Genomic DNA, 18695 nt, shown 5'->3' with positions numbered 1-18695 from the left:
TCAGGGGCTTTAGCCTAGACTTATAATTTATGTTGCAGTTCATTTTTAGAAGACTGATAGCGGTAGTGCCTACCTTTATCGGTATTACACTTTTGACGTTCGCGCTGATTCATGCAATCCCGGGTGATCCGATTGAAATCATGGCCGGGGAGCGTGGGATTTCAGCGGCTAGACATGCCCAAATGATGCATCAGTTGGGACTTGATCAGCCATTATATCTTCAGTATTTCCATTACGTGATTGGTATTTTTCATGGAGACTTAGGATTCTCTTTGGTCAATCATCAGCCGGTTTTAAGTGAGTTTGCATCACGATTTCCAGCCACAATGGAGCTTTCTATTTTTGCAGCGATTTTTGCGGTTGTCATCGGTTTGCCTTTCGGCATCATTGCAGCGGTAAAACGCGGTACTATTTTTGATCATGGTGTCATTGCGGTTGCTCAAGCGGGATATTCAATGCCAATTTTTTGGTGGGCATTGTTATTAATATTGTTTTTCTCTGTTCACTTGGGATGGACGCCTGTCTCTGGCCGTCTGGATGAGGCTCGATTCTGGATTGATCAGCCGACTGGATTTATGATGATTGATACGCTGCTTTCTGGGCAGCCGGGGGCATTTTTAGATGCATTACGCCACTTAATTTTGCCAGCAATTGTGCTGGGAACAATTCCCATGGCTGTGATCGCTCGTATGACTCGCTCATCAATGCTTGAAGTGCTTGGCGAAGATTATATTCGTACAGCACGGGCTAAAGGGATGGCCCCTTGGCGGGTGATTATTATCCATGCATTACGTAATGCGTTAATTCCAGTGGTTACTGTGTTTGGGTTACAGGTCGGGATTATGCTTTCAGGAGCAATTTTGACGGAAACTATTTTCTCTTGGCCTGGAATTGGCAAATGGCTGATTGATGCGATTTCACGTCGCGATTATCCAGTCGTTCAGGGAAGTATATTGCTAATTGCTACTATTATTATCGTGGTGAACTTGTTGGTCGATATTATCTACGGCATTGTGAATCCTCGAATTCGACATACCCGATAACTAGGAACCGAATTCATGTCTGAAGAACAAACTCTAATTCAGGATAATAGCCCTAAACCGATGTCACCGTTGCAAGAGTTTTGGTTTTATTTTCGCCAAAATAAGGGAGCGGTTGCTGGGCTTTTATATATCATCATTATCATTTTATTCGCATTGTTTGCTGAAGTGATTGCGCCGCATTCACCGATTCAACAGTTTCAGAATGCGTTTTTAACTCCACCATCTTGGCAGACTGGTGGTTCGACTAAATTTTTGCTTGGAACAGATGATGTCGGCCGAGATATTTTTTCGCGACTGATTTATGGGGCAAGATTGTCACTGGTTATTGGAACCATGGTAGTGACCATTAGCTTAAGCTGTGGTGTTTTATTGGGATTGATTGCCGGTTATACGCGCGGCATCCTTGATACAATTATTATGCGTATCGCCGATATTATGTTGGCCGTACCAAGCTTATTATTCGCGATTGCGATTGTTGCTATTTTAGGGCCAAGTTTGGTGAATGCGTCGGTGGCGATTGCTATTGTGTCTATCCCTCACTTCATTCGTTTAACGCGAGCTTCTGTGATTGCAGAAACCAGCCGTGATTATGTAACAGCTTCGCAGGTTGTTGGTGCAGGAGCGCTGCGTTTAATGTTTTTGACTATCTTGCCTAATTGTCTAGCTCCGTTGATTATTCAGGCAACATTAGGTTTTTCATCAGCGCTTCTTGATATGGCAGCGCTTGGTTTCCTTGGGATGGGAGCCCAACCCCCAACTCCAGAATGGGGGAGTATGTTGGCGAATGCTCGCCAGTATGTAACTCGAGCTTGGTGGGTTGTCACTTTTCCAGGAATTATGATTTTAACCACGGTATTAGCATTTAACCTGATGGGCGATGGCCTCAGGGATGCTCTAGATCCGAAGATGAAACGCTAATTAGGGCGAGATGAATTATGGCTTTATTAGAAGTAAATAACTTAAGCGTTGAGTTCGGTGATGAGGAGCGTCCGTTTCGAGCGGTTGATAACATTAGCTACCACGTTGAAAGAGGCGAGGTTGTTGGGATTGTCGGCGAATCGGGCTCAGGTAAAAGTGTTAGTTCGCTAGCAATTATGGGGCTGATAGATTACCCCGGACGAGTCGGGGCTGAGGCACTTGAACTTAACGGTCAAAAATTGCTTGAAATGTCAGATTCTAAACGCCGGAAAATTACTGGCTCAGATATTTCGATGATCTTTCAAGATCCGATGACAAGTTTAAACCCGTGCTATACAGTTGGTTTTCAGTTAACTGAAGCACTTAAGATTCATAATCACGAATTAAGTAAAAAAGAACTGCGTCAGCGTGTGATTGAATTGCTGAAGCAGGTTGGTATTCCAGCGCCTGAATCACGTATTAAATCTTATCCTCATCAGCTTTCTGGCGGGATGAGTCAGCGGGTCATGATTGCGATGGCAGTGGCTTGTAATCCAAAATTATTAATTGCGGATGAGCCAACCACAGCTCTGGATGTGACCATTCAAGCTCAGATCGTGGATTTGCTTTTGGAGCTGCAACAGCAAAAAAATATGGGGATGGTTCTCATTACGCATGATTTGGCATTGGTTGCAGAAGCAGCTGACCGAGTGATCGTGATGTACGCCGGACAAATTGTCGAAACGGGTCCCGCATCGGAAATTTTTAAACATCCGAAACATCCGTATACGCAGGCATTACTCGCTTCATTGCCAGAATCTTCCTCACATTCTGATCGATTACACGCATTGCCTGGAGTGGTTCCTGGCGCGTATGACCGCCCTAAAGGATGTTTGCTTAATCCGCGCTGCCCTTATGCGAGTGAACGGTGTCAGAATGAAGCTCCGGAGTCTATCGGACCCCGTGAGCGGCAGGTCAAATGCTTTTGGCCATTAGATGAAGCAGGGAGGCCAACTAAGTGAGTGAAGCGAAAAATAACATTTTATTTCAGGCGCATGAGTTAAGAAAACACTACCCGATCAAAGGTGGGATGTTTAAGGAAGACCAGCTTGTCAAAGCTTTGGATGGCGTTTCTTTTCAGCTGGAAAAAGGTAAAACGCTGGCGGTTGTTGGCGAGTCTGGCTGTGGCAAATCGACACTCGCTAGAAGCTTGACGCTAATCGAACCCCCAACCTCGGGAGAACTTCGTTTTGATGGTGAAGATATCCTTTCGCTGGGTCAGCATGCAGCTAAAGAACTCCGTAAACGTATTCAAATTGTGTTTCAAAACCCTTATGGCTCGCTGAATCCACGCAAAAAAGTCGGTCAGCTTCTCGAAGAGCCGTTAGTGATTAATACCGATTTGACTCGCTCTCAACGAGCTGAAAAAGCTCGGGCTATGATGGCATTGGTTGGGCTTCGCCCTGAACATTATGACCGTTATCCACATATGTTTTCAGGGGGGCAGCGCCAGCGTATTGCTATTGCTCGCGGGTTAATGCTAGATCCTGATATTTTGATTGCCGATGAGCCGGTGTCGGCACTGGATGTTTCTGTTCAGGCGCAGGTACTGAATTTGATGATGGACTTACAACAGGAGTTTGGTTTAAGTTATATCTTCATTTCGCATGATCTTTCAGTGGTTGAGCATATTGCGGATCAGGTTATTGTGATGTATTTGGGCAAAGTGGTTGAATATGGTAGTAAAGAGGAGATATTTGGGAATCCTCGTCATCCATATACAACGGCTTTACTCTCAAGTACACCGCGGCTAAATCCTGATAAACGGATTGAAAAAATTAAGCTTAAGGGTGAATTGCCATCGCCGCTTAATCCGCCATCCGGGTGTGCTTTTCACAATCGCTGTCGTTTTGCTAATGATCGTTGTACAGCACAAGTGCCAGAGCTTAAGTGGTATCAAGATACTCAAATAGCGTGTCACGCAGTTGAAGAAGACCGGATTTAGTCAGTTGATTGATTAATCCGCTACTTTTATCAAAGCCCCGTGGTTAAAACGGGGTTTTTTTCGTAACTTCTGCGTTAAGTTCTGGATTGCTATACTAGTGGTTTATCTTTTCGTCAGCGGTTATCGCTATGTTGCGTTCGTTTTTCATACTTTTTTTATTATGTAGTTGCTTACCGGTAAAGGCGCAATCCATTATTTGGGGGAGTTCCGAGGTCGTACGGTTTCACCAATTGCCCAAGGATCTTTCGTTATCAAGCCTTGCTGTTGGCAATTTACTGTATGATTCGTTATTTCGCATGGATAATTCCGGGCACCCTAAGCCGTGGTTAGTGAAAAGTTATCGGCAAGTTTCTGCTCGTCGTTATCAGTTTAATTTAAATCCGGGCGTTTCGTTTTCATCAGGTAATCCCCTAAATGCTCAAGATGTTGTCTGGAGTTTTGATAAGCTGCGCCAGCATCGCGCGTTCGCACAATTGTTTTCTGGCATCCAATCGGTCAAAGCGCTCTCCGCTGAACGCTTTGAAATTACTTTAACGCATCCCTATCAAGGGCTATTGTCTCAGCTCGCTTATTGGTTTGTTTTTGATAAGCGGTGGCTACTTGGTATGGGAAAAGGTCAAAAAGAGCTCGTTTCAGGTTCAGGTCCTTATCAAATTAGTGAAGATATTTCTGGCGTGAGGGCTGTGTTAAAACTTAAACCGCATTATTGGCGAAAGAGCCATGATGAAGGAAATGTAACTGAGTTAGAAGTCGTGCCTATTTTGCACGAACAAACCCGCTATAGCGCCCTACAGGGTAACGATGTGGATATTATCGATCATGTTTCACCGAGCCATATTGCAGCGCTAAATGCTTCATCTAATTTGGCCGCGGTGCGTATGACCGATATGGCTTGGCTTGGTATTATATTTAATCAGCAACATTCTTGGCTTACACAGAAAAAAGCGCGGGAGGCTTTATCTGTGGGCATTAACAACGCGATGCTCTATAGTTTGGTTTATGCTCCGTTAGGGCAGCTTTCCAGTCAGTTGGTGAGTGAAAAGTTTTATGACCGTTTAATATCCAAGAAAAATCAGTTTCTGAAGGCTTATCAATTACTACAGTCAGTGCGTTCTAATGATCAACCTTTGCGTTTAACGCTTGTTAGCCGCAAAGATAATCGATTCGATTTGGCTCAGACGTTAGCGATATTAAAAACAATGTTTGCCCGTATGGATATTGATCTAAAAGTGAAAGTCCTTTCTAGTGAAGATTTTGATCAGTCTTTAGCACACTGCAGTGCCAATTTATATTTAGTTTCAATTCGCCCTCAGCCAAATGACTTATCAGGTTTTTTAAAAGCAATGCTTAGTTCTTATCATGGTCATGTTGCGCGGCTACATTGTGCATTGGATAGGCACAATCTGAAAAGCCAATTTGCTCACATTAATACGCTTTCTGGTCATTCGCAAAAATCAGCTTATCAAGCTTTCCTATATCATTTGTCAAATCAATATGCTTTTAAGCCTTTATTTTGGCTTGATCAAATATGGGCTGTTAATCAAAAGATTTCATTAAAGGTGGTGCGTAATCGGCTGGGACTGATTTACTTTGATGAACTTAAAATCAATCGTAGCCGATAAGGCTAAGGCAACATTGTTGTTGCCGTGGCCTTTAATTGCTTAATCGTTGCTCAATTCCGGTACTGTCTAAGCCTAATTCAGCATAAACTTCGGCTTGAGTTCCTTGAGCAATAAATTGATCGGGCAATCCAAGCTGAATGAGTCTTGGGTGAGTTTCTCTTTGTACGAGGTGTTGGGCAACCGCTGAACCGGCTCCACCCGCAATTGCGTTATCTTCTAATGTCACTAGATATTGGTGCGTTTTTGCGAGTTCGTCAATGCAATCGGTATCAAGTGGTTTGATAAAGCGCATATCAACCACAGTGGCATCTAATGTCTCTGCAGCTTTTAAAGCCTCATATAGTAGTGGCCCAAAACACAAGATAGCCGTTTTTTGACCTTTTCGTCGGATCTTCGCTTTACCGATAGGCAAAACCTGAAGGGGTTGATCACATGGAGCATTGATTGCTCCACCGCGAGGATAACGCACAGCCGCCGGAGAGCCTAGTTTATATCCGGTGTACAACATTTGTCGGCATTCACTTTCATCAGAAGGTGCCATAATTGTTAAATTAGGGACACAGCGCAAAAAACTTAAATCAAATGCGCCTTGATGCGTTTGTCCATCCGCTCCGACCACGCCTGCCCGATCAATGGCTAGTAGAACAGGTAAGTTTTGAATAGCAATGTCGTGAATGAGCTGGTCATAGGCACGCTGCAAAAAAGTACTGTAAATCGCCACAACCGGATGTAAGCCAGCAATCGCTAGACCTGCGGCAAAAGTTAATGCGTGTTGTTCGGCAATCGCAACATCTACATATTGTTTAGGGAATCGTTTGGAGAATTCAACCATTCCCGAGCCTTCACGCATGGCTGGCGTGATCCCCATTAGTTTCTTATCTTGCTGGGCTATTTCACAGAGCCAGTTCCCAAACACTTTAGAGAAGGTTGTGGTGGTTTTCTTGGGCAGATTATCCTGAGAGGGATCGAATTTTGAAACAGCATGATAGCCAATTGGATCTTGCTCTGCTGGCAGATAACCTTTGCCTTTTTTAGTTAAAACATGTAGAAACTGCGGTCCCTTACGAGCTCGCATGTTTTTAAGTGTTTGAACCAGCGCTATCACGTCGTGGCCATCTACAGGCCCAATATAATTAAAGCCAAATTCTTCAAACAATGTTCCTGGTGGTGCAACCATCCCCTTGAGATGTTCTTCAGTGCGCTTCGCTAGTTCTTTAATTGGGGAGGGAGCTGAGTCCAATAATTTTTTACCACCTTCGCGAAACGAGGAATATGTTTGTCCCGACATCAATTTTGCCAGCGAATTGTTGAGTGCACCGACATTTTCAGAGATAGACATATCATTGTCATTTAATATCACTAATAGATCATCGGAGCAGGTTCCCCCATGATTAAGTGCTTCAAATGCCATCCCTGCCGTTAATGCACCATCTCCGATCACTGCTGCAACTTTTCGTCCTTTTTGTTCCTTGCTTGCTGCAACAGCCATCCCTAAGGCCGCACCAATTGAAGTGCTAGAGTGGCCGACACTTAGTGTGTCGTATTCGCTTTCGCCACGCCAAGGAAATGGATGTAATCCACCTTTTTGGCGAATGGTTGCCATCTGCTCTCGCCGCCCAGTTAGAATTTTATGGGGATAGGCCTGATGTCCAACATCCCAAACCAATTGGTCAAAGGGGGTTTGATAGACATAATGCAAAGCGACGGTTAACTCAACAACGCCAAGTCCCGATGCTAAGTGTCCACTCGATTGGCTCACTGTTTTTAACAAAAAAGAGCGCAGCTCTTGGCAGAGCTCGGGCAGTTTCGATAATGGCAACTGTCGCAGATCTGATGGATAATCAGCGAGAGCTAATAATGGATAATCACGAATATTTAGAGTCATAAATTGATTTTTGGCAACAGCTATTTATTGCGCTGAATAATGAAATCGGCAAGCGCAGCAAGTTTGTTTGTATTGTAGGGTAATGTGTCCAACTCGTGTAGTGCTTGATGTCTAAGATTTTGGCATTTCTGCTCAGCCTGGGCTAATCCTAATAGTCCCGGATAGGTACTTTTGTGGTGTTCAATGTCCGATCCTTGCGGTTTACCCAAGGTTTCGGTATCGGCAATGACATCCAAAATATCATCTCGTACCTGAAAAGCGAGACCAATGGCCGCTCCGTAGTTATCTAAAGCTTGTCGTTCGGCTGGTTTACTAATCCCTGCGGCTTGAGCTCCTAATTGAATTGCGGCTCTGATCAAAGCGCCAGTTTTGAGCCGATGCATTTGTTCCAGCTCTTCGAGTGACTGACGTTGGCCAGTTGCCATAATATCGATAGATTGCCCGGCACACATTCCTTGCAGACCAGCCGCTTGAGATAACGTCTGGACCATCGTTAGGCGTGTGTGAGCAGGAATTTGCTGCGCTTGGGTGAGTAAAGTAAAGGCCCACGATTGCAGAGCATCCCCAGCTAATATCGCGGTGGCTTCATCAAAGGCAATATGGCAGGTGGGTTGACCACGACGAAGCTTATCGTCATCCATTGCTGGTAGGTCATCATGAATTAACGAATACGCATGAATCGCCTCGACTGCGGCGGCGACATAATCGACTTGTTGAGTCGGGGCCTGATTCAGTTCTGCCGTTAAATAAACCAATACTGGACGAATTCGTTTGCCTCCCAAAACGAGAGAATAACGCATTGCATCACGTAAAACCGGGGCATTTGCTTCTAGTGAATTGAGTTGCTGAAGAATAAAAGTATCGACACGTTCACGATAGCTTTCTAAGATTGTTTGTAAACATTCACTCACAAAGCATCCCCTTTTGATAGCTCATCTAATGGTGCTTCAGGGGTATTTTCACGTAAGACTTTAATCTGTTGTTCAGCACTTGAGAGTTTTTGTTGACCGGCATTCGCCAGTGCAATGCCTCGTTCAAAATGTTTCATGGCTTGCTCTAAGGGCAGATCTCCCTGCTCAAGTTCTTTGACCAATTGCTCCAGTTCACTTAGTGATTCTTCAAAGCTCATATTTTCTGGTTTTTTGGCTGCCATTGAATCTCCTGAAAATTGACTAAAATTATGAATCGCGGCACAAGTAAAATTATCGCGTGTCTTCGTGCTAAGAATCAATGTGAATTTTACTTAGGTCAAATTCATGATGGTGCAATCAGAGCGGATCATAATGACATAAGCGACTAGCATTAAAGTATTTATTTTCTTAACCGATAGCTATTGTAGATTATTGTTCATAATGTATAAATGAGTTCGTTCAAATGTATGGGCGTGAATAACACTAAAGATCTTTAGAAAAGGAAGGGCGCTGTGGATTTAGCTACGCTAGTGGGCCTGTTAGGGAGTTTTGCTTTCGTACTGATGGCAATGGTGATGGGCGGCGACATAAGTGCGTTTGTGGATGTTCCATCTATTCTGATTGTGATCTGTGGGTCACTGTTTGTGGTCTTAATGAAATATAACCTTGGGCAATTTCTGGGTGCTGCAAAGATCGCTGCCAAAGCATTTTTATTTAAAGCTGATAAACCCAATGAGCTCATTCAAAAATCTGTCGAATTAGCTGACTCTGCCCGTAAGGGGGGATTTTTGGCCCTAGAAGAAGCGGAGATCCCCAATGCATTTATGGCCAAAGGGGTGGGGATGCTTGTTGATGGTTATGATGCCGAAGTGGTCCGTAGTACATTGAAAAAAGATATTGCATTAACGGTTGAGCGCCACGAAGTCGGCTCTAGTATCTTTAAAGCGATTGGTGATGTGGCACCTGCAATGGGGATGATTGGTACATTGATTGGTCTGGTTGCAATGCTCTCGAACATGTCTGACCCTAAGGCAATTGGTCCGGCAATGGCCGTGGCACTGTTAACTACATTGTATGGGGCAATTATGGCCAATATGGTGGCAATCCCTATTGCCAATAAATTGGATCTCCGTTCCGCTGAAGAGGCACTTAATCGCGCGTTAATTGTGGATGCGGTACTCGGTATTCAGGATGGACTGAACCCTAGGGTCATTGAAGGATTGCTGAAAAACTATTTGCAGTCCTCTAAGCGTGAAGTATCTGCAGAGTAATGAGGGGGTTTTATGGATGATGACGAGCAAGAGTGCAAATGTCCCCCCGGTTTACCTGCGTGGATGGCTACTTTTTCTGATTTGATGTCGCTGTTGTTATGTTTTTTTGTATTACTTCTGTCATTTTCAGAAATGGATGTGCTTAAGTTTAAGCAGATTGCTGGGTCAATGAAATATGCCTTTGGTGTACAAAATCAGCTGGAAGTGAAAGATATCCCTAAAGGGACTTCGGTAATCGCGATGAATTTTCGTCCAGGCCGACCTGAGCCAACACCGATTGAAACCATTATGCAACAAACGGTTGACATGACTCAGACCGAACTGGATTTTCAAAAAGGTGATGATGCTAAATCCGGTGGGAATGAGCGAACTTCTGCTAAGCAGGATGGTGGCCGGACACCACAGACGGATAAACGCCCTATTCCGGAAGCAACACAGTCTCAAAATGAGATGGCAAAACGGATTGCGGTTCAATTAAAAACAGAAATCAAAGAAGGGGCGTTAGAAGTTGAGTCGCTTGGCCAACAGATTATCATTCGGATACGAGAAAAAGGTTCGTTTCCTTCAGGGTCAGCCTTCTTACAGCCACAATTTCGGCCGATCATCCGTAAAATTGCGGAGGTGATTAAAGATATTCCTGGGATCGTCACCGTTTCTGGAAACACCGATAATCAACCTGCAGATTCTGAGTTGTATCGTTCTAACTGGGATCTCTCGGCACAACGAGCTGTATCGGTAGCGCAGGTGATGATTCAAGTCAAAGGGTTCAATCAGAATCGGTTGGTGGTGCGAGGTTTGGCGGATACTGATCCACTGGTCAAAAATGACACACCTGCTCATCGGGCTGAAAATCGCCGGGTTGAAATTAGTATTATGCAAGGTAAACCGAAAGTGTCTCGTCAGTTGCAGGTGACTCCGCTAAGCGATGATTAGTGCTAAGGGCATTAGCTAAAATGCAGGGATAGGCTAATGCGCATACACATTCTGAGTTGAGCAGTGTATAATCGGCGCGAATTTTTTAGCGCCGTAACCATCATGAAATTTATTATCAAACTATTCCCTGAAATTACTATAAAAAGCCGACCTGTCCGTCAGCGTTTTAGTAAAATGCTGCAGGGTAATATTCGCAATGTGCTCAATCAAATCGATGAAAATATCCGTGTTAGCCGCGATTGGGATCATCTGGTTGTCACAAGTCGTGAACCGGATAAACGTGATGCTTTAGTAGAAGCATTGAAAAGCACTCCTGGTATTCAGCATTTTTTGGAAGTGAGTAGTTTTGAGTTTACCGATCTGCATAATGCTTATGAATTAACCCATCAAGTATGGAAAGATAAACTTGCGGGTAAAACATTTTGTGTTCGGGTACGTCGGGTAGGTGAGCATGACTTCACCTCCGTTGAGGCTGAGCGTTATATCGGTGGTGGGCTAAATCAGTTTACCGATGCCGCTGGAGTGAAACTTAAACAGCCAGACGTAACGGTTCGACTTGAGATTGAAAATCAACATTTGTATGTGGTGACTCATCAGCATCAAGGTATTGGCGGTTTCCCTATTGCTACTCAGGAAAGTGTGTTGTCGCTGATTTCTGGGGGCTTTGATTCTGGGGTTTCCAGTTATGAATTGATTCGTCGTGGTTCACGTGTTCATTATTGTTTTTTCAATCTGGGGGGCGCAGCTCATGAGATTGGTGTCAAACAGATGGCGCACTACCTATGGCAAAAATATGGTTCATCACATCGAGTTAAATTTGTCACGATCGATTTTGAGCCAGTTGTCGCTGAGATCCTCACTAAAGTAGACGATTCCCAGATGGGGGTGGTTTTAAAACGAATGATGATGCGTGCTGCCGCGAAAGTTGCGCAACACTATGATATCCCGGCATTGGTTACGGGCGAAGCGGTAGGGCAGGTTTCAAGTCAGACCTTGACCAACTTATCGATGATTGACAAAGTTACAGAAACGCTCATTTTGCGCCCACTTATTGCTCGCGATAAGCAGGATATTATTGATAGTGCCAGACGTATTGGGACTGCCGATATTGCGGAGACAATGCCCGAATATTGTGGGGTGATCTCACGTAAACCAACGGTAAAAGCGGTTGAAAGTAAATTGTTAGCTGAAGAAGCTCATTTCGATACAACCATACTTGAGCAAGTGGTAGCGCAGGCTCGAATGGTTGATATTCGCGATATCGGTCGGCAAAGTAATGCTGAAGTGGTTGAGGTTGATACGGTTAATGAAGTTTCATCTGAGCAGATTGTAATTGATATTCGCTCCGATGAGGAAACCGAAAATAAACCTTTGGAAATAGATGGTGCGCAGATCTTGCATATCCCATTTTTTAAATTGGGAACAAAATTCCTCGAATTAGAGAAAGATAAACATTACTTACTCTATTGTGAGCGCGGTGTCATGAGTAAATTGCAGGCCTTGTACCTTAAAGAACAAGGCCATAGTAATGTTGGCGTTTATCGGAATCGTTGATCAATTCCCGCACATAGCATTGGCTCGGCAACTTGCCGGGCCAGCTCCTCACTGCCTAATTGGGCAAGCAATTCTAGAGCAAATTCAATCGCCGTTCCCGGTCCACGACTAGTAATTACGCGATGTTTGTGATCAACGACAACACGTTGTTCACTGCGATATTTTTCATCCAGATCAGAAAAGAAAGAAGGGTGGCTCGTCATAGTTGCTTGCGGGCAAATTCGATTAGCATGCAATACCAATGCAGGGGCTGCACAGATTGCGGCAATATATTTCGGGGGTTGGTAAAAGTCTTTAATAAACTCGATAAATTCTGGCGTATTACGCATAAATTCACTACCGCCAGCTCCGCCTGGTATCACTAAAAGCTGGTAATCATCAATATTGACATCGGTGAGTAATTTATCCGCGATGAGCCTAACACCTCGTGAGCAGGTGATTTCAAGCTCATCCCCTACACTGACTAAATCTACGATAAATTCTCCACGACGAAGCGTATCGACTAAACTAACTGTCTCTATCTCTTCGCTTCCCGGAGCTAGGGCTACCATGACATTAACCATCAGAACTCTCCTGTTGTTAGGTTCTTAACAAGATGCCTATTAAATGGAACATCCAGATTATAACGCTTGGCCATCTCTACAATATAACCATTAATCAGCTTAATTTCGGTTGGGCGGCGATAATAGACATCTTGCGCCATTGACGAATGATTCTTGGCTGTCTGTTTACAAACTTGTTGCACCAGTTGTTCTATTTCGCCACAGCTTAATGGTATTTGGCAAGCATTTGCAACTTGACTGATTTCATAACACAATTCGCGAATAACAGGTTGATAACTGGGGCTTAGAAGTTCGCCATTTAAACATTGGTCAATAGCCGTTAATGGATTAATAACACAGTTAATGGCTAGTTTACGCCAAAGGGCAATTTCTATGTTTTCATCGAAGATAACCTCTGGTAAGGCGTTGTTCAGATCGTCTAGCCAAGTCGGGCAGGGGGCCGTATGGTGATTTTTCGGATAACGTCCAATGGTAGTGATACCACTGCCATGATGAATAATATGGTTACTTTGGCGTTTAGCACCATGAGTCGTTGTGCCAGCCCAAAGAGAGTGGTCTGGATAACGATTCAGGATCTTCTGCTGAGGCCCCATGCCGTTATGCAGTGTGAGTAACTCACAGTTTTGAGTCAGATGAATGGTTTGCAGCGCGTCTAGAACTTGATAGCTTTTGGTGCAAATGAGCAATATATCGCAGTGATCTGTGGTCTGTTCAATCGGTAATTCAGCTTGATAATGGGTTTGCTCGTTTTCATAGGTCAGCTGCCGGAATGATTGCCCTTGTGAAAACTCGTTGCTCATCACGAGCGTCACTGGATATCCAGCATGGTAGAGAGACATGGCATATAATCCCCCAATTGCACCATCTCCTAAAATGCCCCAATGCATCATCCTCTCCTCTGTGCTGATGTCAGTGCTCATATAGAGAATAACCATTCAGCGATTTTAGCGGTAGCCATATTTTTATGGATAACATAATTAATATTAAAAATTAGTATTATTATGCTTGGTTTTTGAACGATGAATTGATGAAGGTCGCCACTATGAGTCAAGCCTTCAATGCTGTCATGTGAATGCTGTTAATGGCTTCGTGATGCTATTCGTTGTGCATTACTACTTCTGTTAACCGTCGTTGGTCATTGAATGTTAGTTGGGGGGAGACAAACAGAGAGTATAGCGGAGTCAGGTGATTAAACCTTATGTGAGTACTGTGATTAAAACTACTTACCCAATTGATTGCGATAATTTGCTGGCTCTACGAGAACTCGTTTTTATTCAGCAGCCATGGTCTAATGATTACTCATGTTATCCCAAGCTATTTTGATGTTAGTGATAGGCCTCCATCAACGACTAGTGTATGACCCACTATATAACTGGCCTGGTCAGATAATAGAAAGTCTACTGCGTTAACAATTTCTTCAATTTTCCCAAAACGTTTGATAGGGACAGCTTCTGATACGTCATCGCGGATATTAGGTGTTTTAAGTTGTCTTTCTTCCCAACGAGGTGTCCACGTGACTCCGGGAGCAACCGCATTAATTCGGATGCCAGAGCGAATACTTTCTAAAGCGACAGACCGAGTTAGTCCTTCAAGAGCATGTTTAGAAGCGCTATACATTGCTGCATTTGGGGTTGGTCTAACCCCATTAACGGAGCTGATATTGACGATGGATGCGCCAGATCCCATTAATTTTAGCTCAGATCTCAAGCATAAGACTTGACACCAGAAATCTACATGAAGCGTTTCTTTCAGTAGTGAGACTTCAACCTGAGGTAAATAACCACATGACACAATAGCCGGTGAGGCGTTATTGACTGCCATGTCTAATTTTTCGTAGTGTTCACGAATATAGTCAAATAGCCTTGCTAGTTGTTGCTCATCGGCAATATCTGTGCTCTGGTAGTCAACAACATTCAGCTCTGGAAATTCGTTAATCGAATTCAACCAGTTCTCTTTTGCGCGAGAACAAGTTACTACTTTAATTCCTTGCCTGACAAGCCGAAGCACCACGTGTAAACCGATGCCTTTAGAACCGCCAGTTACCAATGCCACTTTCAATTTAAGGTTCCTTTTTATTTATTATTGTAGTTATCTCAAAGAACTATCGCTGCATTTAAATACGATATTGCTGGCTTTGATGTCTGACCATTAGGGTTCGTATGTTGTTCATCATACTTAGGCTCAATATATGGCTTAATTGTTATCTCTTGGCGCCGAAGCCGGATGGTATTTGGCCAGAATTGGAATAAGAATTAAAGCGGGGATCCCAAGGATGGCGGTAAAAGTAAAGAAGTGACTGTAGCCCATCCAGTCGACCAAGTAGCCGGAAAACCCGGCTAAGAATTTAGGGAATAACAGCATGATTGAACTTAACAAAGCATATTGGGTGGCTGAGAATGCAACATTAGTTAAGGAAGACAAATAAGTTATGAAAGCAGCAGTTGCGATCCCTGCACCTAAATTATCGGCACTAATCACCACTGTCAGTAAACTGAGTGATGGTGGTTGTGTTGACATATAACTGTAGAGTAGGTTGGTACTCGCTGTGAGTAGGGCTCCGACAAAAAGAATACGCATGGTTCCAAGTCGATTGACCAAAATACCGCCTATACCCGTCCCGAGTAGGGTCATTATCACGCCAAAAACTTTGGATATACTGGCGACTTCATCTTTGCTGAATCCCATATCGACGTAGAATGTGTTTGCCATAACCCCCATGACAACATCAGCAATCCGATAGGTACTGATTAACGCTAAAATTAACACGGCAATCCAGTGATAGCGACGCCAGAAATCGATAAATGGTTCACAAAGAGCGGTGTAACTCCAGGCAATGAATCCGGCGAATTTCAAAGGGTAACCCCGGCGATGAAACTGACGGATCATGGTGATTGATGTTAATTTTCGATAAGGAACCTCTGGTTCTTTTGCTATTAGGCAACTTAATACGCCTACCCCCATTAACACAGCCATGCACAAATAGGTCAGTTGCCAAGCATGTGGCTGATAGCCTGCAGATGTACTAAATAATGCGGCCAGCCATAAAGCCCCTGCACCAGATGTGATCATGGCAAGGCGGTAGCCCGTCATGTAGGCAGCAGCCATCGCGGCTTGCAGGCGCTCCGGAGCCGATTCAATGCGAAAGGCATCGATAGCTATGTCTTGGGTTGCCGAACTAAAAGATACCATTAAAGCAAACAAACTCACTGCCATGAGGGAGTTTTGTGGGTTTAGCGTAGACATGCCGATCAGGCCAAGAATTATTCCTGCTTGCGCCAGCAACATCCAACTGCGACGCCGCCCTAAATGCCGACTGAGCCAAGGAATAGGCAGACGATCAACTAAGGGAGACCAAATCCATTTTAGGCCATAAAATAAGGCAACCCAGCTGATAAAACCAATTTCGGTGCGGCTGATTCCAGCTTCTCTTAACCAGAATGAGAATGTAGCAAAAATCAGCAAATAAGGCAGCCCGGATGAAAATCCGAAACTGAGCATCAGTAAAACTGGTTTTTTACAGTATAATTTTAAACTGCTTGTCCAGCTTTCTTTACTACTTATTTGATCCATCAGTCTTTAGGATCTTAATTGATTTGATGACGATTGGTTGAATGGGAACGTTTTTAAACTCTAGTTTATGGTCAAAATGGGTGGGGGTTCGTGATATTTTCATGACTACCTTCATGCCTTTGGTGACTTTACCAAAAACGGCATAGCCCGGCTGGTCATCATGGCCGTCTAAAAATATATTATCATGCACATTGATATAAAACTGGCGTGTTGCAGAGTCAGGGGCACTGGTGCGCGCCATTGCAATCGTTCCGGTTAAATTAGATAAACCATTATTGGATTCATTTGCGATTGGGGCAAATTCGCTGAGTTTTTCCCCTTGCTTATTGTATCCGCCCCCCTGAATCATAAAACCTTTAATGACCCGATGAAAAATGCTGCCGTCATAACTGCCATTTTTAACGTAGCGTAAAAAATTCCGACAGGTTAGTGGGGCTTTTTCACAATTTAGGGCAACATTAAAGTCGCCCATAGTCGTGGAAAATCGTACGGTTTCAGCTTGAACGCTTAAGCAGGTGAGTGCCAATGCTAATGTGAAATAGATGGGTTTCATGAGTTGTCCTGATCAAGCAGTTTATGGTCGGTAAGTAAGCCGGTTAATACAGCATTAAGAGTTTGATTTAACTGATTTTGCTGCTGGCTAATATCGACTTCAAGGCTGCCGCTGCTGCGTCGACTGGCGGTATATTGACGGACGACTTTACGATGTGCTGATTTAAATGTTGCTTTAAGAATAACTTGATCAATAGCGACATAACTGAATGGTTTTTGCTCAGCTTTACTACGTAGCGCCATGATATCGATCGTCAGATCGTTTGGGGCATTATCACTCAGTTTAATGCCACGATCCTCAAGATTGGTTTCGACCGCCTTATAAATGGCCTGGCGGACATTGTTGGCACTGGTGATGAGTTCTGCTTGTTCTTTACCTTCGTGGTGAATTGAGAGCAAAAAGCGTTGCGCGCGCAGGTCATTGACGCTCAGATGCAAACTAACTCCTGGCATCGGGCGGGCGCTCCCGGCCGAAGGATTTGGATCTAAATAAATTTGAGTCGGCTTAGATTCCTGGCTTGGCTGCGGCTTCTCTTTTGATTGAGTCGGCGTCGCGGACTTTGCTTGATGAGTCGTTTGCGTTACTGGCGCTCCGGAGTTGCTTTGTCTGGGTGTACTGCAGCCTGATAACAGCAAACTGAAAGCAGCAGCCATAATCCAAAAGACGGAGATTTTTGACAAAGACATGAGAACCTCAAATATTATTTAGTTGCTATCAGGATAACAAATTTTGCATTGGAAGCGAGAATCTTCACCGTCTGGAAGCTTTTTTTTAGCATTGGCCAATAAGGTAAATGGCGATTGGCTATCACGCAGAGTTGTCCTTGAGGAGTTAAACAGCGTTTTGCATCCGTAAACATTTGTCTGGCAATTGCTGTCGAGATAGTCTGCTGCTGGTGAAATGGCGGATTACATAAGATGAGATCGGCACATTCATTGGGTTGTTGACTCAGGCAGTGATCGGCCAACACCTGATAGCGGGGTGGCTGTTCTGGGAAATTACGCTTAAGGTTAGTTCGCGTGCTTTCTGTTGCCATCAATGATTCATCACAGCATGTGATATGTGCCTGTGGCCAACGGTCAAGGGCTGCTAGGCTTAAAAGTCCATTACCACAGCCTAAATCGATAATCTGTTTAAACTCGCCCTCAGGCATATGTTCTAATAAAAAGCGAGTACCGATATCGAGTTTGCCAAGGCAAAATACATTGGCATGATCGCTTAATTGCCATGGATAAGGGAGCGCTTGCCAGCTGCGGGGGTAAGGGCTCGGAGTGGGGGTTTTACTCAGTTGGGTAAAAATCAATCTGGCTTTGTATTTGGCCAATGATGTCGAAAGAGGCCCCAAATAGCGCTCGATTAATTTGAAAGTCCCTTTATTGAGATATTTGACCATTGCAGAAAGAATAATAGGTTGGTCTTTGTGAGCTTGCTCAGAGATGGTTGCGAGCTGATGCTCCAAATGCGATAGTGATTTGGGAATTTTAATCAGCCAGACATCGCAGTCTTGTTGCACCGCCATAGTTGAATAAGTGGTAATGGGGGATAAATGATTATCAGCACGATTACTCTGGACGCCTTGATGAGCAAGATAGGAGTCGCTATACCAAACTTGTTGATAGTCATCCAGAGCACAACTGAGAGCGCCAAATTCATCATTAAAAATGGCGACTGTTTGTGATGGATTAATATGTTGGATGACATGTTCTACTAATAGCGTATCTGCGCCATTCCAACCCTTAAGAGAATCATGACGTTGTTTGGGATAGCGTGAGATACTTAGGGTTGGTACAAATTGCTGATTGTCTATCGGGTTCATGGAATGTGTCTGAAATTTTTCGCAAATTTTAGCTGAACCTGTTGGATAATGCGAATATAAAAGCCTGGAACT

General features: G+C 44.0%; 18 protein-coding genes. 8 read left to right on the top strand and 10 right to left on the bottom strand.

All coding sequences use genetic code 11. The annotated features are described in order from the left end of the window. Nucleotides 1–29 precede the first annotated feature (29 nt). The 5 genes from EV690_RS04025 (at nucleotide 30) to EV690_RS04005 (ending at nucleotide 5567) form a co-directional block, all read left to right on the top strand. Nucleotides 30–1043, top strand: coding sequence for an ABC transporter permease subunit (locus tag EV690_RS04025; protein ID WP_131911652.1), 1014 nt, complete (start codon nucleotides 30–32; stop codon nucleotides 1041–1043). A 15-nt stretch (nucleotides 1044–1058) separates the two neighbouring features. Next, a complete protein-coding gene (gene dppC / locus EV690_RS04020; protein WP_131911651.1) occupies nucleotides 1059–1961 on the top strand; it encodes a dipeptide ABC transporter permease DppC in 903 nt (300 codons plus the stop codon). Nucleotides 1962–1978: 17 nt separating this feature from the next. Continuing rightward, nucleotides 1979–2962 (top strand): dipeptide ABC transporter ATP-binding protein, encoded by a 984-nt coding sequence (gene dppD / locus EV690_RS04015; protein ID WP_131911650.1) that lies wholly within the window; start codon nucleotides 1979–1981, stop codon nucleotides 2960–2962. Next, nucleotides 2959–3945, top strand: a complete 987-nt coding sequence (locus tag EV690_RS04010; protein WP_131911649.1) for a peptide ABC transporter ATP-binding protein — start codon at nucleotides 2959–2961, stop codon at nucleotides 3943–3945. Before dppD ends, EV690_RS04010 begins: the two co-directional genes overlap by 4 nt. Before the next feature lie 296 nt (nucleotides 3946–4241). Continuing rightward, nucleotides 4242–5567, top strand: a complete 1326-nt coding sequence (locus EV690_RS04005) for an ABC transporter substrate-binding protein (protein ID WP_165872653.1) — start codon at nucleotides 4242–4244, stop codon at nucleotides 5565–5567. Nucleotides 5568–5598: 31 nt separating this feature from the next. On the opposite strand, the gene dxs is transcribed toward EV690_RS04005, so the two are convergent. The 3 genes from dxs to xseB are packed head-to-tail and all read right to left on the bottom strand — an operon-like array spanning nucleotide 5599 to nucleotide 8605. Then, on the bottom strand, nucleotides 5599–7452 hold the full coding sequence (dxs, locus tag EV690_RS04000) for a 1-deoxy-D-xylulose-5-phosphate synthase (RefSeq protein WP_131911647.1): 1854 nt from the start codon (nucleotides 7450–7452) through the stop codon (nucleotides 5599–5601). A gap of 20 nt (nucleotides 7453–7472) precedes the next feature. Beyond that, nucleotides 7473–8363, bottom strand: coding sequence for a (2E,6E)-farnesyl diphosphate synthase (gene ispA / locus EV690_RS03995; protein ID WP_131911646.1), 891 nt, complete (start codon nucleotides 8361–8363; stop codon nucleotides 7473–7475). After that, a complete protein-coding gene (gene xseB / locus EV690_RS03990) occupies nucleotides 8360–8605 on the bottom strand; it encodes an exodeoxyribonuclease VII small subunit (RefSeq protein WP_131911645.1) in 246 nt (81 codons plus the stop codon). The genes ispA and xseB overlap by 4 nt, the downstream gene beginning before the upstream one ends. A 270-nt stretch (nucleotides 8606–8875) precedes the next feature. On the opposite strand from xseB, the gene pomA reads away from it, so the two are divergent. The 3 genes from pomA (at nucleotide 8876) to thiI (ending at nucleotide 12121) form a co-directional block, all read left to right on the top strand. Further along, on the top strand, nucleotides 8876–9634 hold the full coding sequence (gene pomA / locus EV690_RS03985; protein ID WP_131911644.1) for a flagellar motor protein PomA: 759 nt from the start codon (nucleotides 8876–8878) through the stop codon (nucleotides 9632–9634). A gap of 12 nt (nucleotides 9635–9646) precedes the next feature. Continuing rightward, nucleotides 9647–10567, top strand: a complete 921-nt coding sequence (locus EV690_RS03980; RefSeq protein ID WP_131911643.1) for a flagellar motor protein MotB — start codon at nucleotides 9647–9649, stop codon at nucleotides 10565–10567. A 102-nt stretch (nucleotides 10568–10669) separates the two neighbouring features. Then, complete coding sequence (gene thiI, locus EV690_RS03975; RefSeq protein WP_131911642.1) at nucleotides 10670–12121, top strand: tRNA uracil 4-sulfurtransferase ThiI; 1452 nt, start codon at nucleotides 10670–10672, stop codon at nucleotides 12119–12121. On the opposite strand, the gene EV690_RS03970 is transcribed toward thiI, so the two are convergent. The 7 genes from EV690_RS03970 to EV690_RS03940 form a co-directional block, all read right to left on the bottom strand. Further along, entirely contained in the window at nucleotides 12106–12684 is a 579-nt protein-coding gene (locus tag EV690_RS03970; protein WP_131911641.1) for a DJ-1 family glyoxalase III, read from the bottom strand. The genes thiI and EV690_RS03970 overlap by 16 nt on opposite strands. Beyond that, the gene (locus EV690_RS03965) at nucleotides 12684–13574 is read right to left on the bottom strand and encodes a ketopantoate reductase family protein (protein WP_165872652.1); all 891 of its coding nucleotides are present in this window, start codon (nucleotides 13572–13574) and stop codon (nucleotides 12684–12686) included. Before EV690_RS03965 ends, EV690_RS03970 begins: the two co-directional genes overlap by 1 nt. A gap of 424 nt (nucleotides 13575–13998) precedes the next feature. Then, on the bottom strand, nucleotides 13999–14742 hold the full coding sequence (locus tag EV690_RS03960) for an SDR family NAD(P)-dependent oxidoreductase (protein WP_131911639.1): 744 nt from the start codon (nucleotides 14740–14742) through the stop codon (nucleotides 13999–14001). A 135-nt stretch (nucleotides 14743–14877) separates the two neighbouring features. Then, nucleotides 14878–16254, bottom strand: a complete 1377-nt coding sequence (locus tag EV690_RS03955) for an AmpG family muropeptide MFS transporter (RefSeq protein WP_131911638.1) — start codon at nucleotides 16252–16254, stop codon at nucleotides 14878–14880. After that, nucleotides 16238–16807 carry a peptidylprolyl isomerase gene (locus tag EV690_RS03950; RefSeq protein ID WP_131911637.1) on the bottom strand — a complete coding sequence of 190 codons (570 nt, stop codon included), beginning with the start codon at nucleotides 16805–16807 and terminating at the stop codon, nucleotides 16238–16240. Before EV690_RS03950 ends, EV690_RS03955 begins: the two co-directional genes overlap by 17 nt. Further along, a complete protein-coding gene (locus EV690_RS03945) occupies nucleotides 16804–17493 on the bottom strand; it encodes a YajG family lipoprotein (protein ID WP_131911636.1) in 690 nt (229 codons plus the stop codon). Before EV690_RS03945 ends, EV690_RS03950 begins: the two co-directional genes overlap by 4 nt. 14 nt (nucleotides 17494–17507) lie before the next feature. Next, the gene (locus tag EV690_RS03940) at nucleotides 17508–18623 is read right to left on the bottom strand and encodes a methyltransferase (protein ID WP_131911635.1); all 1116 of its coding nucleotides are present in this window, start codon (nucleotides 18621–18623) and stop codon (nucleotides 17508–17510) included. Nucleotides 18624–18695 lie beyond the last annotated feature (72 nt).

Source organism: Celerinatantimonas diazotrophica, assembly GCF_004339545.1.
In the GTDB taxonomy this organism is placed as follows: Bacteria; Pseudomonadota; Gammaproteobacteria; order Enterobacterales; family Celerinatantimonadaceae; genus Celerinatantimonas; species Celerinatantimonas diazotrophica.
This window is presented reverse-complemented; position numbering and strand designations above follow the sequence as displayed.

What these genes read in the sequence shown, in the direction of transcription:
- EV690_RS04025 (WP_131911652.1), top strand. Translation starts at nt 30, where the DNA reads ATGTTGCAGTTCATTTTTAGAAGACTGATAGCGGTAGTGCCTACCTTT.
- dppC (WP_131911651.1), top strand. Translation starts at nt 1,059, where the DNA reads ATGTCTGAAGAACAAACTCTAATTCAGGATAATAGCCCTAAACCGATG.
- dppD (WP_131911650.1), top strand. Translation starts at nt 1,979, where the DNA reads ATGGCTTTATTAGAAGTAAATAACTTAAGCGTTGAGTTCGGTGATGAG.
- EV690_RS04005 (WP_165872653.1), top strand. Translation starts at nt 4,242, where the DNA reads ATGGATAATTCCGGGCACCCTAAGCCGTGGTTAGTGAAAAGTTATCGG.
- dxs (WP_131911647.1), bottom strand. Translation starts at nt 7,452, where the DNA reads ATGACTCTAAATATTCGTGATTATCCATTATTAGCTCTCGCTGATTAT.
- xseB (WP_131911645.1), bottom strand. Translation starts at nt 8,605, where the DNA reads ATGGCAGCCAAAAAACCAGAAAATATGAGCTTTGAAGAATCACTAAGT.
- EV690_RS03980 (WP_131911643.1), top strand. Translation starts at nt 9,647, where the DNA reads ATGGATGATGACGAGCAAGAGTGCAAATGTCCCCCCGGTTTACCTGCG.
- thiI (WP_131911642.1), top strand. Translation starts at nt 10,670, where the DNA reads ATGAAATTTATTATCAAACTATTCCCTGAAATTACTATAAAAAGCCGA.
- EV690_RS03970 (WP_131911641.1), bottom strand. Translation starts at nt 12,684, where the DNA reads ATGGTTAATGTCATGGTAGCCCTAGCTCCGGGAAGCGAAGAGATAGAG.
- EV690_RS03965 (WP_165872652.1), bottom strand. Translation starts at nt 13,574, where the DNA reads ATGATGCATTGGGGCATTTTAGGAGATGGTGCAATTGGGGGATTATAT.
- EV690_RS03955 (WP_131911638.1), bottom strand. Translation starts at nt 16,254, where the DNA reads ATGGATCAAATAAGTAGTAAAGAAAGCTGGACAAGCAGTTTAAAATTA.
- EV690_RS03950 (WP_131911637.1), bottom strand. Translation starts at nt 16,807, where the DNA reads ATGAAACCCATCTATTTCACATTAGCATTGGCACTCACCTGCTTAAGC.
- EV690_RS03945 (WP_131911636.1), bottom strand. Translation starts at nt 17,493, where the DNA reads ATGTCTTTGTCAAAAATCTCCGTCTTTTGGATTATGGCTGCTGCTTTC.
- EV690_RS03940 (WP_131911635.1), bottom strand. Translation starts at nt 18,623, where the DNA reads ATGAACCCGATAGACAATCAGCAATTTGTACCAACCCTAAGTATCTCA.